Below are 15,284 nucleotides of genomic sequence, written 5' to 3' on the forward strand. Positions count from 1 at the left end.
ATAGGGGTGTTTTTGTATTTTTTATGACTACTTTTTTGAGCTTCTTCCTATGTTTATCAAGGTTTTATTACTAAAACCTAACGCCGAAAGTTGAGTTATATTATTAAAGGTCTTACCCGTTTCAGATACTGAGGCAGCTCCGGTTTTAATCTGTTCATTGGTATTATTAATAACTCCAACAGTATCTTTAATTTCATCCTGCAGATCATCTACCAGATTTCTAATTTCATCGGTTGAGCCCTTTGTTTCTTCAGCTAATTCTCTGATTTCATCTGCTACGACTGCAAAACCTCTACCGGCATCTCCAGCCCGAGCAGCTTCGATAGCAGCATTTAAGGCAAGCAGATTAGTCTGTTCAGCAATAGCAGAAATCATATTAACTATACCGTTAATTTTTCCAGCAGACTCATTTAAATTGTTAATTTTATCAATAGATTCAGCAGATACATCCATTACTTCTTCCATTTCGTTTTCTGTTTTCTGCATTTCTTCCAGACCACTTACTGCAAGTTCGTTAACCTGATCTGTATAATTAGTAATCCCCTGAACATTTTCGTTAATCTCTGTGCTAGAAGAAGCAAATTCTTCGGCTGAAGCAGCTACCTCTTCAATTGAAGCAGAAAATTCCTCTACTGAAGCAGCAACATTATCAATAGATCTGGATGTCTGAGCTGCAGTGTCCTTAAGTTCTTCTCCAGTTTTATCAGTTCTTAAAGCTGAATCATTGATATTTACAACCAGCTTTTTAATATTATCTACCATCTGATTAAAGGCATCTGCAAGTTCTCCAATTTCATCTTTATTTTCAATCTCAACTTTTTCTGTTAGGTCACCACCGGCTATGACATTAGCTGAATCGCGCAACTTTAAAATTGGTTTTGAAATATAACCGGCAATATAATAGGCAACAACCATCCCTATAATAACAGCAATGATCCCAATCAAAATACTCATATACCTCATGGTAGTAATTGGTGCCATCACATTAGCATTATTTGCCTGGATTGCAAGCTGCCAGTCAACAGATTCTAAAGGGGCAAAGGCTACTCCGCGCTCAGCACCGAGCAAATCATAGAACTCAATCTCGCTGACATCTGATTTCATTTTTTCAAATAAAGCTTCCATTTGAGCTCCCCCTGCTGCCAGCAGAGATTGATTACCCTGGTATTCAGGATTCTCATGGGCAATCACGTAATTATTTTCATTAATTATAAAACCTGATCCTTCACCATTAATATCCATTGAGGTACTCAGCTGATTGAATACAGCCAGCGGAATTGAACCACCAAAGATCATTGCCAGCTGATCCCCTACATAGTAAGGTTCCATTATTAAAACTGCATCTTCTTCTCCACCGGGAGTCTTAACCGGGTCACTGAGAAAAATTTCTTTACTTTCTAACGCACGCTGAAAAACTTCTGTTTCTGAGATATCTACTTCATCTTCTGTATAGGTTGTACCCATCTTTCCATTTAAATCAACTATAAAAAGTGAAGAAAGATAAGGATGTTCTTCTACTATGGTAGCAAAATGTTCATTATTACCCATATTAAAATAAAGCTCTCTTGCCAGTTCGGTATCCAGAGTTGTTCGGGTATCAAACCAGCTGTGATCTAAGTTTCTAACTGAACTGATGCTCTGATCAATAACCATATCAAGCTGCCTGGCATTATTCTGCACCTTATCTAAGGCTGCCTGATAAATACTTTCCTCTAAAATACTTCTTGATTGAAAATATGTAAAAACTGAAGAAAGTAAAATTAAAGCTAAAACTAAGATACTAATAATTATAATTAATTTCGTTCTAATACTCTGCCAGTTTATTTTGTCGATGCTTAGGTCCATCTTTTTATCTCCCCTATTATATATTTTTTATTTAAGCTACAATATCCCTTACATCAATAATCAGAGCAACATCACCATCACCAATAATTGTTGCACCACTGATATATTCAGTGTCCTGCAGATAATTACCGAGAGATTTGATTACAATCTCCTGCTGATTTAGAAGTTCCTCTACTATCAAGCCAATAAAACGATCTCCACTCTTTAAAATAACAACTGAGAGATCCTCTTCTGACTTTTTAAATGAATCAATGTTTTTACTGCCGAAAATTTCGGAAGCAGAAACAAGTGGAATTGTATTTTTCCTTAAAACAATTACATCTTTTCCTCTTACCTTTTTGATATTTTCAGGACTGATAGTAAGGGTTTCACTTACAGCATTGAGAGGAATTGCAAATGTATCTCCATCGACTGTAATCATCAGTGCTTGAGTTATGGCCAGAGTTAGCGGCAGTGAAATAGTAAAAGTGCTGCCCTTTCCTAGCTCAGATTCAATACTGATCTGACCATCAAGTTTTTTAACTACATTCCGAACTATATCCATTCCAACTCCTCGGCCCGATACATCGGTAACTTCGGAGGCAGTACTAAAACCGGGATGGAAAACAAAATCAAGAATATCTCTTCTCTCCAGCTGCTCAAGTTCTTCTTCTCCGACAATCCCCTTTTCTACTGCTTTGCGACCGATTTTATCGGCATCAATACCGGCACCATCATCCTTAACCTCTATGATGATTTCACTACCCTTCTGGTAGGCTCTAAGTTCTATTCTGCCTTCCTCATCCTTACCCTTGGCCTTTCTGGCTTCCGGACTCTCTATTCCATGATCAATGGCATTTCTGAGCAGATGAGTGAGCGGATCAGATAATTCATCAATAATTGAGCGGTCCAGCTCAGTTTCCTGGCCTTCCATAATAAAATCAATCTCTTTATCCATTTTATTAGAAAGATCTCTGATCATCCTGGGAAATCTGCTGAACATTACTCCCACCGGTACCATTCTAATCTGCATTACAATATGATGTAATTCCATTGTCACCCGATCTAACTGGGGAATTATCTCATTAAATTTTGATTTTTGAATGTCTAGTGACTGGAGTCGGGTTTTATTGATTAATAATTCTCCCACCATATTCATTAAAGTATCAAGTTTTGAAATATCAACCCGAACAGTCGAACTACTCTGGAAAGAATTAACTTTATGTTCTGCGTGCAGACTTCCCTCATCACTTTCGGAACTTTCTTCTTCCAGTTCCAGGTTTTCTATTTCATTAAAATTAGGAACATCTGCTCCTGATACCTCTGCTACTTCCTCTTTAAACTCTTCAGCAGGCAGCCAGCTTAAAGCATAAATATCAAGTTCGGAAATTGGTTCCTCCGAATTTTCGATTTCTTCTTTTGCCGGCACAGATTTAAACAGAGTTCCAATCTCTTCTATCTTCTTAAGAACCATAAAGGCCCTTACACTCTGAAAATCCTGCTCATCTAGAACAACTTTTAAATGATAAATTCTTTCCTTATCTTTCTTTCTTTTTTCCAGCTCTTCTTTTTCAACCTGACTAAGCTGCAGGCTGAAGTCAGCTTCTTTAGCTTCTAAATCATCCTGATTATTATCCATTTTAGCAGCAGCTTGTTGACCATAATTAGCCAGCTCTTTAATAAAACCTGCTAAATTTACATCGGCAGGTTCTTCTCCCTCATTTTCTCTAATTTTTTCTACTAAAAACTGAATATTATCCAGCCCCTGCAGCAGCAGATCAATAAAATCTGTTCTAACTTCAAGTTTACCTTCTCTAACTCGATCAAGCATATTTTCCATCTTATGAGTTAGTTCAGTTAAGTTTTCAAAGCCCATTGTTGCAGCCATTCCTTTAAGCGAATGAGCTGCCCTAAATACTGCATCTATGGTTTCTTTATCCCCTGGATTATTTTCGAGGGTTAAGATACCGTTGTTCAGAGTTTCAACATATTCTTTTGCCTCATCAAAAAACATATCTAAATAACCATTGTCCTGCATTAACTTCCCCCCTGAGTTTAATTATTAGCTTTTTTCATCAAAAAATTTGGCCTCATATTTATCAGAATTGAGATAGCCTTTAATACTTTTTTCACGGCTGTAAAGAGAAATCATTTTTTCTTTATTTTCTTTCTTTTTATCTTCCAGAGCCTGCATATTTTGAGCCTGCAGTTTGCTTATCTCCTGCATCAGTTTATATAGCTCATCTTTTTTATCCTGCAGCTCATCTCTGTTTAAAGAAAAAGCAAGCTGAGCAAAATAATCCTGCTGCTCAACCTTATCAATTTCTGCCATTATCTCATTTTTCTGGGCCAATTTTTCTTTTAAAATGTCAAAATCACCAGCTTCAATCAGATTTCTTTCTGCTTCAGTCAGTGATTTTAATTTTTGGTATAGTTTAAAAAGATCTTTCATTATCAACCTCCAGACTAAACTCCAACATTTACTCTTTTTTCTTCTCCAGAATTTTGATTGATTATTATTTCTTTATAGGTTACAAATAATTCTTCTACCAGAGGAATTACATTATCAAGATGTTTTGTGTTTTTGTTAAGGTTGGCCTGGATTAGCTCTCTGTAAATAAAATCATAGAGACTTTCTAATTGAACAGCAATTTGTCCACCCTGTTCCTTGTTTAAAGTACTCTGCAGCTCTAAGATAATATTTTGAGCCTTAATTATATTTTTATGACTTTCTTCAATTTTTCCTTCTTTTATATTCTTTTTAGCCAGCTTCATAAACTTAACCGCACCCTGATAAAGCATCAGTAAAAGTTTGCCTGGACTTGCTGTTTTTATCTGCATCTGCTTGTACTGATCAGCGCTTCTTCCCTGCATAATAATTACCTCCTAAACATATTTTATATTTTTTTGCTTAAAATAGCAATAAAACTAGAGCTCAAATTTAATATTATTTAATTCTTCCAGCAGTTTTTTGTTTTTAACTGCCTTTTTATTTTCTTCTTTTACATCTTCCAGCAGTTCTTTTCGCATAATTTCAATTTCCTGAGGTGCTTCAATTCCAAGCTGGACTTTTCCATTTTCTATTCCAACAACAGTGACTTCTATCTGCCCATCAATAACTATTTTTTCATTTAATTTTCTCGTCAGTACCAGCATTATTCTGCCACCTCTTCTACAGGAGCAAAAATTTTATATCTCACCTGATAACGCTGATCATCAAGTATTACCTGTTTCCCAAGTTTATCCTCGATATTAATTACTATTGGAGCTGATAAGTTGGCTGTGCTCTTTTTGATTTCGTCTTTAAGTGTGATTATATTTAAGATCAAAAGATCCGAAATTTTTTCAATTTCTAACTCTTTTTCAGTTTTATCATTAATTTCAAATTCATAATTCTGAATCAAATTCCCCGGTTCTACTGTTACAAATGCTATATCCGGATCATCAACCGACTGCATAACAATAAATGGTGAATCCTCCCCCAGGGGCAGTAAAACAAAATCCTTTAAACTTTCAAAGCCAGGCAGGCCTGATTTGAAAGAAATTATATCTGATTTTTTTATTTCTAATCTACCAAAATCACGGGTCATTATTTCCATTTAAATCCCTCCAAATTTTTATTTATTAAAATTTTAAGCTTTAAAATCTATACTGGGACCCGGTTTATAGGCTATAACCAGTTCTCTTTCTTCACTGTACATTATTTCCGCACCCAGATCAGATACTTTATAATTTTCAAAATCACTCAATTTATCTCCAGTTGATGCATAAAAAGCGGCTGCCTTCTGTGCTGTCTCCACAGCTTTTTTTGCATAATTACCTGTACTGTCTTTTAAGTTGTAAAAACCCATTGCTTTTCTGGATGGATAACTGTCAATCTGCAAATCCAGGTTCTGCAGCATTAGATCACATCCTCTCTACAAATAATTATCGTCAAAGACTGCTAAAATATTAAATCCAATTATCTGCTTTTAGATATCTTTAAATCAGTTTAAATAGAGCATTCTTCAATTTACTGCTGCTTATCATTATTTAAAAAAGGTTTTAAAATATTAATGAAGAATATTTAAGTTAGGCAATTAAAAATTTGAGGTGATGAATTATGAAAAATAAAAGTATAATTTTAATAGCTATTTTATTGATTGGATTTTTGACAGGTACTGTTTCAGCTTTGGACACTGAATCCTTAGCAGAACTGGAATATAAAGTTCTGGATAGTTACAACCATGACCCCAAAGCTTTTACCCAGGGCTTAGAAATTCATGAAAACTATTTATATGAAGGAACCGGACTTTATGGGAGATCAAGTTTAAGAAAAGTTGATATTCAGAGCGGCAGAGTCTTAAATAAAATCAAGCTGGAGTCCGAATATTTTGGTGAAGGCATAACTATCTTAAATAACAAAATTTATCAGTTAAGCTGGAAAGAGAATACAGCCTTTGTTTACGACCTTGATTTTAATTTACTAAAAAAATTCAGTTATCAGGGAGAAGGCTGGGGCCTGACTAATAATGGAGAGCAGATAATAATGAGTGACGGCAGTCAGTATCTTTATTATCGGGACCCGGAAACATTTGAAGTGCTCAAAAAAATCAGCGTTAAAAATAATAAGCAGCCGGTTAAAAATCTTAATGAACTGGAGTATCAGGAAGGGTTTATTTATGCCAACATCTGGCAGACAGATTATATTATAAAAATTGATGCTCAAAGTGGCGCCACTGCAGCCTATCTTGATTTGAGTGGGATTTTAAGTACAGACTATCAAGGAGAAATCGATGTCTTAAATGGAATTGCTTATGATCCTCAGGCTCAAAACTTTCTGGTAACAGGAAAGTTATGGCCTAAAATGTACAGGATTGAATTTGCTGATTAAAAATAGAAAACCCTTAGGAAAGTGTTTGCTGAAAAATTTCCTAAGGGTTTGATTATGCTCTAATCACTGGTTTAAAATATCATAAACATGAGAATTATTATATTCACTGTATGGGTTTTCTTCTCTTAATCTTTTTAAGACTTCCCTGCTCTTTTCTTCTTCTCCTGCTTCATTGAGCATCAGGCCGAGATTATAAAGGGCTTCATCATAATAGTTGCTCTCATTATATTCATTTAAATAAATTCGATAAAAATGCTCTGCTGACTGATAGTTATCCATTTTCTCGTGACTTCTGGCAAGCAGAAATAAGCTCTCCCGCCTCAAATAATCCGTTTCTGTTAGACTATATATACTGTTAAAAATGTCGGCAGCATCCTGATAATCCTGACGAGAAAAATAATCCATTCCCAGATTAAATAACTGCTGTTCGGTACCTTCCTCTAAAAAAGTATTTGCTTCTTCCAGTTTATCCTTTTCTCTTTCCCGTGCTTTAATTTCTCTCAGCTCTTCAATTGAAATCAAAGCTGAACTGTTCTGATATTCGAGTAAGTTCATCTCATTTAAAATTTCTGAACTGCTCCCCTGTGTTTTATCCTCTTTATTTTTATTCTTTTCTGCAAAATCATCGCCAGCTTCATCGGTTTGGGGGCTATTCGCTCCTGCTTCAAGCTGACCGCCTTCGGAAGCAACTGGGTCAGCAGTTTGATTTGAAGTCAAATTATCAGTAGTCTCTTCAGAATTTTCCCTGTCTGCAGGCTCAGAAAACTCAAATCCCCGAATATTACTTTCAATCCAGCTTAAAGGACTAACTCCACTTAAATTTAGAAAAACTGCAAACAGAACTACTGCAATCACTCCAGCTATTAAAGCACTCTGTTTATTCGTCTTTGACTGAAAGTTAAAAGCACTGCTTTCCTTATCTTCCTCTTCACACTGCATAATATAATTTTTAATGTTCTGATTACCGCTGTCTAATTCATATGCCTGATAGAAATATTTTAAAGCTTCTTCGTAGTTCTCCTCTTTTTTATATAAAAGACCAAGAATCACATAAGGTTCAATTAATTCATCATATTCTTCAATCAATTTTTTTAAAAATTTTATCTTTTGACTTTTTTCTGCTTCATCACTAAAAAGGATATTTCTATATTCTTTTCGAATCTCTTTAAAATCCTGTTTGGTAATTAACTCTAAATAATCGCGAGCCTTATTTTTATCCTTCTGTAGTGAGAGACTTTTACGCCAGGTCTTTTCCGCCTTATCAAATCTGCATTTAAGATAATAGGCCAGCCCAAGCAGGTTAAGAGCAGATACACTTTTCGAATTAAATTTTAAGCACAATTTTAATTCATCAATTGCATCTGACACATTATTATTTTTGATTAAATTCATTGCCTCTCTATAATGAGCATTATTTTTCTTCATTATAACAACCTCTCCAGAGCAGTATCTGCTGCTTTTTTATTATTCTATCATATAAAAAGCTGTCTGAAAAGAAAAAGAGACAGCTGAAAAGTGATAGCTCAGCTGTCTTAAATATCTATTTATTAAATTTAGACTAGGCAGTCTCTCTTCTATTTAGGACATCAATCATTACAGCCAGAATTATAATAAAGCCTTTGACTATCATCTGGTAAAATGAATTGATTCCAAGAAGACTCATACCATTATTAATTACACCAATGATAATAGCACCAATTACTGTTCCTGTAACAGTACCAACACCACCCATAAAACTTGTTCCACCAATAATTACTGAGGCAATAGCGTCAAGCTCAAAACCATCACCTAAGTTAGGGGAAGCTCCATTTAGACGGGAGGCAAGCAGAATACCTGAAGCAGCACTTAAAACACCTGTGATTACAAAAACCATGGTTTTAGATTTCAAGATATTAATCCCTGATAACCAGGCTACTTCTTCGTTACCACCGATTGCATATAGTTTACGGCCAAAGCGAGTTTTACGCAAAGTATAAGCTCCTGCCATTACAACTACTGCAAAAATAGCCACCGGAATTGGGATCCCCTGATAGCCGATAAAAGCATAAAAACCAGCGATAAATCCAACCACAATTAAAATTATACCTACTGTTAATTTTGCCTTATTTCTAACCTTTTCGCCTTTTCTAATCTCAACACTTGTTTTAAAGACAGCGAAAATACCAAGTGCCAGCGCAATTACCAGAATTATCAGAGAAGGTAATTTGGGTATGTAGCCACTGCCAATTACAGCAAAGGTCATATTTGTTACCGGTATTGATACTCCCTGGGTTAAAACCAGACTTAAACCTCTGGCAATGGTCATTATTCCTAAAGTGATAATAAAGGGATGAATATCAAATTTCGCACTCATAAACCCATTGAAAAATCCAATAACTCCACCAACACCAACTAAGGTGATTAAAATTGCCAGCCAGATTCCGAGGCCAGCCTGCATTAATAAAGTTACGGTTACAGCTGATAATCCTACAACTGAACCAACCGAAAGATCAATCCCGGCCAAAAGGATTACCATTGTCATTCCAACCGCAATAATACCATTAATTGTAACCTGGCGAATCAGGTTGGTCAGATTTCTTGAACTTAAAAATGAAGGTGAAGCAATACTTAAAATAATTACTAAAACAATTAAAGCTATAAATGTACCATTATTTTTGATAAACTTCTTCAAAATTATTCAACTCCTTTATTACCGGTTGCATATTTCATTATAGTTTCCTGATCTGCTTCAGAACGATCCAGCTCAGCAGTTTTCTTTCCTTCTGACATAACAACTATTCGGTCACTCATTCCCATTATTTCTGGCAGTTCAGAAGAAATCATGATTACAGTTACTCCTTCTTCAACCAGCTGGTTCATCAGTCTGTAAACTTCTGTTTTGGCACCAACGTCAATCCCTCGGGTTGGCTCATCTAAAATCAATACATCAGAATCTGTGATCAGCCATTTACCAATAACAACTTTCTGCTGATTACCTCCACTTAGTTTTTCTACAAAGACATCAAGGGAAGGGGTTTTTATATTCAACTCATCTACATACTTTTCAGCCACAGTTCGCTCTGCATGGTTATCCATGGCCATTTTGGAACTGAATTTTTTAATTGACGGCAGAGTCATATTCATCACTAAATTTTTATCAAGCAGCAGTCCTAATTCTTTTCTATCCTCAGTAACTAAAGCTATTCCATTTTTTATTGCATCAGCAGGAGATTTAATCTTCAATTTTTGACCATTTAGGTAAATTTCACCCTCACGTTTTTTGCCATAAACTCCAAAGATTGCGTTAACCAGCTCTGTTCTTCCAGCTCCCATCAGACCTGAAATACCAAGAATTTCTCCCTTATAAGCTGAAAATGAGACATTATCAACTAATTTTTTGTCAGGACTAAATGGATCAGGTACAGAAATATTTTTTACTTCCAGCGTTTTTTCTCCTCGCTGAAAATCTTTTTTTGGAAAAAGGTCATTAATATCTCTTCCAACCATTCTGGTAATAATTTCATCTAAAGTAACCTGATCAATATTAATTTTTTCGCCAATAGTTGCTCCATCTCTTAAAACAACAACCGAATCTGCTATTTCTTCGATTTCTTCCATCTTGTGAGAAATATAAATAATAGAAACTCCACTGGCTCTTAATTCATTAATTACTGTAAATAATTCATTTACTTCCGATTCAGTTAGGGCAGAAGTTGGCTCATCAAAAACTAAAATTCTGGTATCTAAGGAAAGAGCTTTTGCAATCTCAACCATCTGCTGTTTACCAACTGTTAGATCTCCAAGTTCAGTTCTTGGATCAATATTCATATTTAAACGTGCTAAAACTTTTTCGGCATTGTGATATAATTCTTCCCATTTAATTCCACCAAATTTATTCAAAGGTTGTCTATCTAAAAATATATTTTCGGCAACAGATAGGTCAGGCAGCAAATTCAATTCCTGATGAATAATTCCAATCCCTGCTTCTTCGGCTTCTCTTGTATTTTCAAAGCGAACAAGCATGTCATCAAGATAAATGTCTCCTTCATAAGTAGGATAGGGCCAGACACCACTTAAAACTTTCATTAATGTTGATTTTCCAGCACCATTTTCTCCAACCAGCGCTAAAATTTCTCCTTTTTCTAGAGCAAAATTAACATGATCAAGAGCTCTAACACCGGGGAAATCTTTAATAATATTTTTCATTTCCAGAATTTCTTCAGCCATCTATTTTACCTCCAGAATTGATTATTGATAGAGCAATCCCATCCAATTGGATGGGACTGCCTGTAATTTTATTGCTTATAAGCTTATATTTACTCTTCGCTAAAAATATCTGTTGCTTCGTGATAACCATCAGCAACAACAGTATCCATAATATTATCCTGATTAACTACTACAATTTCGGTTACTACAGTAGGAACTTCAACCTGACCATTGTCTACATAACGTGTAATATCTACAATTTCATCGATTGGTCTGTCTGGGTTTTTAGCAAGTGCTACTGCAGCTCTTGCAGCTTCATATGCTAGAGGTTTAACTTTCTTAAAGATATCAATTGTCTGCTTACCCTGAGCAATATATCTCATATTAATTAAATCAGCATCAGAACCGGCAACAAATACCTTATCTGTGTCTGCCATACCCTGAGCTTCTAAAGCTCTAACTGCACCGGAAGCCATACCACTGTTGTTAGCTACTACAGCATCAATTTTATTATCATATCTGGTTAATGCATTCTCTGTAGTTTCCATAGCTAAGTCAGGTGACCAGCCTTCGTGACTCTGATCCACTACTAATTCTAAGCCTTCATATTCTGCAACTGTATCTAAAACTCCCTGAGAAAATGCATTGGCGTTGGAGTCACCAGGCTGTCCTCTTAAAAGAACTACATTACCTTTAACTTCACCGCGGTTTTCTTTAAACCATTCAACCATAGCTTCTCCCTGAAGTTCTCCAACTGCCCAGCTATCCTGAGTTAAGAATAGATCTACATCACTGTTCATAATTAATGAATCATAATTTACTACAGCAACCCCGGAATCATGTGCTTTTCTAACCATATTACTTGCAGTACCTGTGTTAACTGGCTGTAATACAATTACATCAGCACCCTGGGTTAACATATTTTCAAATTTAGAAAGCTGTTCATTTTCATCATTATTAGCTGCATCAAAGATAACCTCATCAGCACCTAATTCTTCTGCTTTTTCTATAAAAGCATCTCTATCTGTCTTATATCTTTCTTCCTGCATTGTCTTTAACAGAAAACCTACCTTGATTACTCCATCATCTTCTCTTTCATTATCTCCTAAGAGATTGTCTAACCAGCCGCCGTCCTGAGCAAAAACTGTCATGGACATTGAGGAAACGAGTAAAACTACTACCAACAAAATACTTAACTTTTTCATTATTTACCCCCTAATAGTTTTCTCAATGCGAACCATTATTAACTTATAATCGCTTATAATCCTCAAAGAGTTATTTGATTTATCTAAATTGTATATAATTAAGCGAATTTCATAATACGCTTAATTTAGTTTAATTCAAAAAAATATTGTCTACGAATCATAAAAATAAGCCTTTTAACTTGAAATTATAGGTTTTAATGATTTACCATAGATTTACTGCTAAATTTAGACGCACTTAGCTTGGGTATCTTAAAATCATGTTTTAAAAAGATATTTAAGCAGCTAAAACTTGATTTTGGAGTTTGATTTTCTCGGCTGCAATTCTTGCAGCTATCAAACTGATAGAACTTAATAGCAGATGAGTTTTAACTTTTTTAGTTCCCATTACAGTTAAGTTTTCTAAATTTAAATGCTCTTTTAGTCTGGAAAAAGTTCTTTCAACACTGGTTCTTTTGTTGTAGATCTTTCTCCAGGTTCTAGAATCTCTATGTGGAGTTGAAATATATCTTGGGTTCTCTTTTGGTCTGGTTTTAGTTACTCGACCATAGTTGCTGTTAGAACACCACTTAGTACCATGAATACAATCAACTTTACCACATACATGTGGGCATCTAAATTTGTTGACTCCCTTGTAATGACCCCAGTAATACATTTTGTGGCCTCCACTGCAGACTGGTGTTCCTTTAAAATCATAGAATCCAGCTGGTGGCTGTTTAGCATTACGCTTGTTAATTGGGATAATAGCCTGAGACTCCTGCTCAAAGAGAATATGTTCATAGATATCAGTATAATCATAGCCTGAATCCATTGTCCAGTATTTAGGTTTAGTTAAATCTCTTTTAGCTAAAAAGTCATTGACTTTTTCAACTAATGGTATTGCCTGAGTTTTATCTGCATGATTAGCTGGAGTTAAAGTTAAAGCAATTGGTAATTCTGATTTAGTTTCAACTGCAGCATGTATCTTCCAGCCATACCAGGTTATCTGATTTTTATGGGAGTCAAATTTAGTACCCCAATCAGGGGTAAAAGAATTTTCCTTATCTATCTTTGACCTTGGCTTAGCTCGTTCATAAGCTTCCAGTTTTGAAGCATCAATAGCCATTGTCTCAGTGTCCAATAAGTCAAAATCTATACATTGATCCAAAAGATTATTCATCAGTATTTCCAGTTCATCAGTCTCAGATAATTTGCTGTAATATCGGCTAAAAGTTGACTCGCTGGGCACCCTGCCAGTGGTAGAAAAACCACAAACATATCTGAGGTATGGACTTCTATCAATTTTGCTTACTAAGTCTGCTCTAGTAGGAATCTTTTCGATCTGTTGGACCAGAAAAGCTCTTAAAATAGCTTCTGGATTGTATCCAGTAGGACCTTTATTAGACTTAGGTTTTATCTTTTCAACAACAGGTTTAAGATCAATAGGATCTAAAATACAAATTAATTTGTCTGTTTCCGATAAATTTACTAATTCTTCAAAGGGAAAGAGACACTCTTGTCGAATATTATTAATAGGGCTTCACCTTCTTTCGAGTTTTTTGGGTGCTACTATTAAATTCGACAAGATTGGGGTGAAGCCCTTTTTATATCATTAAATTCTTTGTTATATCAAGGCTTATTTTTATGAAATTCGCTTAATTATCTGAGGATTAACCATAGAATATTTTTTTAAACCCTTGAATATTTTTTGTGTTAATGAATTATATCTTTTTTATAAGTTTTTCAAAGCTATTATCTTTTTTCCTTTGTCGTTCACTCCGCCTCCTGCTCCGTTTACTGTCAGAGAAATTAACTTCCGCCATCCTTGACTACAGTTAATTTCTAGAGTCATCCAAAAAGATAATAGCTTTGAAAAAAATTATTTTGTTTAATAATTCATTAATACAAAAACTTTCAAGAACTTAGCAAAAATTGGGAGAGATTATTCAACCGCGTCCTGCTTCACTCATTGTCAAAAATTAACTTCTTCGATCAAAAAACGGCTAAACCTTCAGTATTTAAAGGCTTAGCCGTTTGGTTGATTTCTATTTTACTGGAAATTTCAATCATTCTACAAAAGATTTATATTATCTCTATAAGTTGTGGGAGAAGCTCCGACCAGTTTTTTAAACCAGGAACTGAAATAATAGGCATCATTAAAACCAAGCTGGTCAGCAATCTGATAAATTTTATCATCAGTAGTTTTTAACAGCTCTTTTGCCTTATTTAATCTGATCATATTAAGGTAGTCACTAAAACTTTCTCCACTTTCTTCGTGAAAAAGGTTGCTTAAATGACCCGTACTTAAATTAAATTTACGGGCCAGCTCACTTAAAGTAATTCCATCCTGATAATTTTCTGCAATATAGGCCTTCATTTCACTGATTATTTCAGCATTCTTTTCACCAGGAGTAAAGGAAATTAAATCATGCAGCCTCAGCAGAAATTCCTTGAGTATAATCTCAACTTCCTTTATTTCCCCATAGTTTAAATTTTCTATGCGCTCTTTATCAATTATTTCCATTAAATCTTCTGCTTGATAGTCTAAATCCTTGATAATCTTAAAACTTTCTAAGATTAGATTATTCAGGACAACAAATAATTTTTCTTTATTGAGTTCTACCGCTTTTAATTCTTCAATAATTTTATTTACTGTCTGCAAAACATCCTCTTTACTGCCTCTTTTTAAAACAGCATTTAAATCAATTCTATCCATTATCAAAGACTGATGCTGAAAAAATTGATCATCTATTAACCAATTATAAATTGTATTCAGTTTGTTTTCATTAATATAATTGGATATTTCCCCTCTTAATGCCGCCAGTCTCTGTTCATTATTTTTCTCCCTAACCAGCTCATCCCTGGCTTTATTGACAACTTCCAGCAGTTTCTCTGAGCGAAAGGGTTTTAATAAATAATCATTAACACCAAAACGAATTGATTTTTGAGCATATTCGAATTCTGCAAAACCAGAAATCACAATTACCTTTAAATGATTCCCATTTTTGCGGGCTTTTTCTATCAAATTCATACCACTCAATTTGGGCATCTGGATATCAGTTACCAGAATATCGATTCCATTTTCTCTAACAAATCTTAAAGCTTCTTCTCCATTTGCAGCAGCAAAGATCTGATAACCTTCCTTTTCCCAGTCAGTATTATTAATTAATTTTTCTCGAATTGGTTTTTCATCATCAACAAGCAGTAAATTAAAGTTCAAA

Annotated in this window: 14 protein-coding genes; 1 reads left to right on the forward strand and 13 read right to left on the reverse strand. The window is 34.8% G+C overall.

All coding sequences use genetic code 11. From position 1 onward, the window contains the following. Positions 1-27: 27 nt before the first annotated feature. The 7 genes from C8C76_RS05655 to C8C76_RS05685 are packed head-to-tail and all read right to left on the reverse strand — an operon-like array spanning position 28 to position 5,726. On the reverse strand, positions 28-1,845 hold the full coding sequence (locus C8C76_RS05655; protein ID WP_108139484.1) for a methyl-accepting chemotaxis protein: 1,818 nt from the start codon (positions 1,843-1,845) through the stop codon (positions 28-30). Between the two features lie 31 nt (positions 1,846-1,876). Continuing rightward, positions 1,877-3,862, reverse strand: coding sequence for a chemotaxis protein CheA (locus tag C8C76_RS05660; protein ID WP_108139486.1), 1,986 nt, complete (start codon positions 3,860-3,862; stop codon positions 1,877-1,879). 24 nt (positions 3,863-3,886) lie between these two features. Next, positions 3,887-4,276: a hypothetical protein gene (locus C8C76_RS05665; RefSeq protein WP_108139488.1), complete on the reverse strand. Its 390-nt coding sequence runs from the start codon at positions 4,274-4,276 to the stop codon at positions 3,887-3,889. Between the two features lie 14 nt (positions 4,277-4,290). After that, positions 4,291-4,698 carry a flagellar export chaperone FliS gene (gene fliS, locus C8C76_RS05670; protein WP_108139490.1) on the reverse strand — a complete coding sequence of 136 codons (408 nt, stop codon included), beginning with the start codon at positions 4,696-4,698 and terminating at the stop codon, positions 4,291-4,293. Between the two features lie 54 nt (positions 4,699-4,752). Beyond that, complete coding sequence (gene csrA / locus C8C76_RS05675) at positions 4,753-4,980, reverse strand: carbon storage regulator CsrA (RefSeq protein ID WP_108139492.1); 228 nt, start codon at positions 4,978-4,980, stop codon at positions 4,753-4,755. After that, positions 4,980-5,423: a flagellar assembly protein FliW gene (fliW, locus tag C8C76_RS05680; RefSeq protein ID WP_108139494.1), complete on the reverse strand. Its 444-nt coding sequence runs from the start codon at positions 5,421-5,423 to the stop codon at positions 4,980-4,982. Before fliW ends, csrA begins: the two co-directional genes overlap by 1 nt. A gap of 33 nt (positions 5,424-5,456) precedes the next feature. Continuing rightward, a complete protein-coding gene (locus tag C8C76_RS05685) occupies positions 5,457-5,726 on the reverse strand; it encodes a DUF6470 family protein (protein WP_108139496.1) in 270 nt (89 codons plus the stop codon). A 200-nt stretch (positions 5,727-5,926) separates the two neighbouring features. Between C8C76_RS05685 and C8C76_RS05690 the strand changes: the two genes are divergently transcribed. After that, entirely contained in the window at positions 5,927-6,697 is a 771-nt protein-coding gene (locus C8C76_RS05690; protein WP_108139498.1) for a glutaminyl-peptide cyclotransferase, read from the forward strand. 63 nt (positions 6,698-6,760) lie between these two features. On the opposite strand, the gene C8C76_RS05695 is transcribed toward C8C76_RS05690, so the two are convergent. From C8C76_RS05695 to C8C76_RS05720, 6 genes are all read right to left on the reverse strand, one after another. Beyond that, complete coding sequence (locus C8C76_RS05695; RefSeq protein WP_108139500.1) at positions 6,761-8,122, reverse strand: tetratricopeptide repeat protein; 1,362 nt, start codon at positions 8,120-8,122, stop codon at positions 6,761-6,763. A 133-nt stretch (positions 8,123-8,255) separates the two neighbouring features. Continuing rightward, the gene (locus tag C8C76_RS05700; protein WP_108139502.1) at positions 8,256-9,368 is read right to left on the reverse strand and encodes a sugar ABC transporter permease; all 1,113 of its coding nucleotides are present in this window, start codon (positions 9,366-9,368) and stop codon (positions 8,256-8,258) included. Positions 9,369-9,370: 2 nt separating this feature from the next. Beyond that, positions 9,371-10,903: a sugar ABC transporter ATP-binding protein gene (locus tag C8C76_RS05705; protein ID WP_108139504.1), complete on the reverse strand. Its 1,533-nt coding sequence runs from the start codon at positions 10,901-10,903 to the stop codon at positions 9,371-9,373. An 89-nt stretch (positions 10,904-10,992) separates the two neighbouring features. Beyond that, a complete protein-coding gene (locus C8C76_RS05710; RefSeq protein WP_108139506.1) occupies positions 10,993-12,087 on the reverse strand; it encodes a sugar ABC transporter substrate-binding protein in 1,095 nt (364 codons plus the stop codon). Between the two features lie 274 nt (positions 12,088-12,361). Beyond that, positions 12,362-13,597, reverse strand: a complete 1,236-nt coding sequence (locus C8C76_RS05715; protein ID WP_308812581.1) for a transposase — start codon at positions 13,595-13,597, stop codon at positions 12,362-12,364. Positions 13,598-14,134: 537 nt separating this feature from the next. Then, entirely contained in the window at positions 14,135-15,283 is a 1,149-nt protein-coding gene (locus tag C8C76_RS05720) for a response regulator transcription factor (protein ID WP_181248155.1), read from the reverse strand. Position 15,284 lies beyond the last annotated feature (1 nt).

It is taken from the genome of Halanaerobium saccharolyticum (assembly GCF_003053565.1).
GTDB classification, from domain to species: domain Bacteria; phylum Bacillota; class Halanaerobiia; order Halanaerobiales; family Halanaerobiaceae; genus Halanaerobium; species Halanaerobium saccharolyticum_B.